This is a genomic window from Candidatus Termitispirillum reticulitermitis (assembly GCF_054655775.1).
Genome location: NZ_BAAIHG010000087.1, coordinates 1 through 3,751, shown reverse-complemented (window position 1 = coordinate 3,751; position 3,751 = coordinate 1). Strand labels below are relative to the sequence as shown.

Annotated in this window: 3 protein-coding genes; 1 reads left to right on the top strand and 2 read right to left on the bottom strand. The window is 45.8% G+C overall.

All coding sequences use genetic code 11. From position 1 onward, the window contains the following. Together AC1MDJ_RS06995 and AC1MDJ_RS06990 are read right to left on the bottom strand one after the other, a co-directional pair. Positions 1-911: glycosyltransferase family 4 protein (locus AC1MDJ_RS06995; RefSeq protein ID WP_479690213.1), on the bottom strand; the 911-nt coding region annotated here is incomplete at its 3' end. 6 nt (positions 912-917) lie between these two features. Beyond that, positions 918-3,038, bottom strand: coding sequence for an amylo-alpha-1,6-glucosidase (locus tag AC1MDJ_RS06990; protein ID WP_479690212.1), 2,121 nt, complete (start codon positions 3,036-3,038; stop codon positions 918-920). A 211-nt stretch (positions 3,039-3,249) separates the two neighbouring features. Between AC1MDJ_RS06990 and AC1MDJ_RS06985 the strand changes: the two genes are divergently transcribed. Then, positions 3,250-3,751, top strand: a 502-nt coding sequence (locus AC1MDJ_RS06985; RefSeq protein ID WP_479690211.1) for a M16 family metallopeptidase, incomplete at its 3' end; no start/stop codon positions are given.

Below are 3,751 nucleotides of genomic sequence, written 5' to 3'. Positions count from 1 at the left end.
AAGCGTGTATTAGGCAACTTGTCCAGCACCAGCCGAGCAGCTTCCATAAAGTAATCAGGTCCCTTTTGATATGTTACTCTGCCTAAAAATAGAACCCGTTTCTCATTCAAACATAAATCAGGTATTTTATAATCTTTTGCTGCATTGCCCTTGGTAACGGCGTTATGCACTACCTCTATCTTGCTTTCAGGTATGTTGTAGTGTTTCATTATCAAGTTTTTCGTATATTGGCTAACTGCTATAACCTTATCAGCCGCATCATAACCCATCCATTCAATATGAGCTATCTCAGAGTTGACATTTTCCATAGTGCTCCTGTCAAACTCTAGTGCATGGGCATGCACAAATAGCGGCTTGCCTGTGATACGTTTAGCCATAATTCCCGCTAGATAGGTCATCCAGTCGTGTGCATGGATTACATCAAAGCTCTCCTCTAGCGCAATCGCTCCCGCCGCAATGCTATAGCGATAGACTTCACTCATTAAATCTTGCCCATAACCGCCGTGCAGTGAAATCGTCCCATCGTTATAGCCATATATAACGCTATTAAGAGCCATTTCGTTCCTGCTAACCACAAGACTTTGCAGATATTCATCGTAGCTACGCGGAGTAAAATAGGGGCTTGTCATAGCCGAATCAACCGAATGAACCGACACGTTCTTTTCCCACATCTCATCAAACGCTCTACGCCACCGAGAATCGTAATATTTATTTTTAACTTGAACGCCGTCTGCTGTTCTCTGCCTAATGCCATATTCAAGTGGTACTTCGCCGATACCCTTAGCCTGCGGTTGCACAAATATAACCTGCGTCCCCTTGCGGGCAAGTGCCTGCGTCATATCGTAGCAAGCTGTACCCAGCCCACCACTCATATACGGAGGGTATTCCCAACCAAACATTAACACTCGCATTAGTGCCTACCCTTTTTTGGTTCTAACAGAGGAACTGCCCTTATTACCGCCTCGCTGAACTTCTCCAAATAATTGAGTGCTCTCATACTTGCCTAAATCAAGCGAGTTCACCCACTCGGCATAAACATCAGGTTCATATTCATTAACCAACTGCAACATCCGTAGGCAACCCGCCACACTCCATGCCTGTGCTATAGTGCCGTCCGCTTGGTGCGGCGGGTCTCCTGCAAATATTTCCGATATGCTACCTACCCCCGCATCAGCTAAATGTTGCGTAAATAGTGGTTTTATAGTCCGTAATAATTTACCTGCTGCAACCCCGTCATCACCTTTATGACAACGGAGCAATGCCTCTGCGTAATGTGACAAAAGCCAAGTCCAAACAGTGCCCTGATGATATGCGCCGTCCCGTTCTGCAGGTCCGCCAGCGTAGCTAGCTCTGTAGCCATAAGAACCGGGAGCAAGCGTCCTAAGCCCGAATGGTGTCAGCAGATAATGGCGCACCCGCGCAATAGCTTCTTTGTGGTATTTCTCTTCCAATATCGGATACGGCATAGACATAGCAAATATTTGATTCGGTCTTAATGACATATCGCGCCAGCCGTCCCGCCATACATCGGCTAGATAGCCTCCCTGCGGGTCGCTAACCCAGAAACGCTTAAAAAACTCATTCTGTATAGCTTCTAAATCGGGCTTTTCCCATGTCTTATCTTTAAATTCAACAGCCAATTCATTCGCAAAAGCTAACGCGTTAAACCAAAGTGCATTTATCTCAACAGGGCAACCGTGTCTCGGCGTAACGGGCACACCATTCACACTGGCGTCCATCCACGTAAGCTGTGTGTTCTCATCTCCTACGTGCAACAGTCCCGATGCATCCACAAATGCAAACGGCACGCTACCATTGCTATACGCCGCTATAATATCTTTTATAACAGACCAAAGCTCCTTCTTGACAAACGATTTAGAGCTAGGGTCAGCCACTAACATCTTGCTGATAGCCCAAATATATGTAAGCGAAGCGTCTGCAGAGTTATATGCATGGCTATTGCCGTCAGATGAGTACATATTCGGAATAAGTCCATCTTTTATATACCGAGTAGCTGTTTGCAATATATGCGCACCAACAGCCACTCTGCCCGCACAGAACGTTAAGCCCGGTAGCGATAAATACATATCTCTACCCCATACGCCGAACCAGTGGTAGCCCGCAACTACAGCAGGGTCGCCATTCAGCTGGCGAATGATAAACTTCTCCCCCTCCAGTGCAAGGTGTCCCTCTAACGTGTCGGCATCTTTAGCTAACAATTCACGCCTAGACAGCTCCGTGAACCACACCTTCTCTATAGTGGCATTTTTCTCAGGAAACATCTCGTCAAACGGCTCTGTAGAGGCAAACAGATAAACTTTCTTATTGGGAACAAGCTCTATTTCAAACTCACCGGGCATAAAGAGGTCTTCCCTGCTGTCAAAACCACGTTCAGCCTCAACTATATACTCAACGTTTTTATACCAGTATTGTTTTTTGCCCACAACGGTATTGTTGTCGCCGAATAGTTGCAGACATAGCTGTGGCACCCCCTTGTAAGCATTTAACTTATAGCCTGATGGGATAGGAGTTGTTTTCTTGTTTATAACATCATTTTCGTGCGTGAGTGCGTGAAAGTGCCGAAACGCAGTCATAGGCTTGATACGCAGGTGTGCTTTAGGCATATCGGATGAGCAGTGTATATGGTAGCTGATGATAACGGCACGCTTGCCGGGCACCATCATAACCTCTTTTACTATCTTCAAATCGCCGAACATATACTTAAATATAGTCCAGACACCAGTTTCCATTGCGCTGATATATTCGTGCCCGACAGGGTGTTGCACACCATCAGGGTAGCGGTGAGACGAGAAAAACATCTCTTTGTTATCTACAAGAACAGACTCATCAAGTGAGGATAATAAGACGTGACGATTCTCCAGTCCAGCACCCGCCACAAGCAATCCGTGATATTTACGGGTATTGCAACAGATGAGCGAGCTAGAGGCGTAGTCGCCAGAACCATTAGTTTCAAGCCATTCTTTACGGAGTGACTTGCGAATGTTCTGACAAGCCACCTTGTCAAAGCAAAACCTCATACCTTTCCCCTAATACTAGTGAAACCCCAGCAACAGCGATGATTATATTACGATGGCACGTTGAAACTTGTGCCCACTGTTTTGCACAATTCTAGCACATAGTTCTAACAATGTCCAATAAATATATTAAAACTTTCCATCCCTTGCAAACGCTCTAATACTCCGTTTATGCTACTTGACTTTCCATTCTGTTTATGCTATGTTAGCAGTTATGTTAAGACATATAGTGCTACTAACCCTAGCGGTAATACTCTATGTAGGGGGGGCGTCGTTGGCTAATAGCGAGGAATTTAAACTGGCAAATGGCATGTCGGTGGTCTTTGAGCAGACGCCGCGCACACAGGTTATATCGGTGCAGGCATGGGTAAAGACTGGCTCTGTTAATGAAGTGCCTAAAATAAATGGCATATCGCACTTTTTAGAGCACTTAGTATTCAAGGGGACTAAGAACTTTAAGCCCGATGAGCTGGATGCAGTGGTGGAGTCGCATGGCGGGCGCACTAACGCTGGCACGAGCAAAGACTTCACCGAATATCACGTAACTATCCCGGTAGAGTTTGCAGATATTGCATTCAAGGTAGTGTCTGATATGGTATTTAATGCACTGTTCATCCCCGAAGAGATTGAGCGGGAGAAGCCTGTTGTCGTCCAAGAGATACAGCGCAAGTTTGATGACCCTACTTACGAAATGTGGCATGATATGGTGCTGGATA

Bases quoted from the DNA above. Each gene is read 5' to 3' on its own strand.
- AC1MDJ_RS06990 (WP_479690212.1), bottom strand. From the start codon at position 3,038: ATGAGGTTTTGCTTTGACAAGGTGGCTTGTCAGAACATTCGCAAGTCA.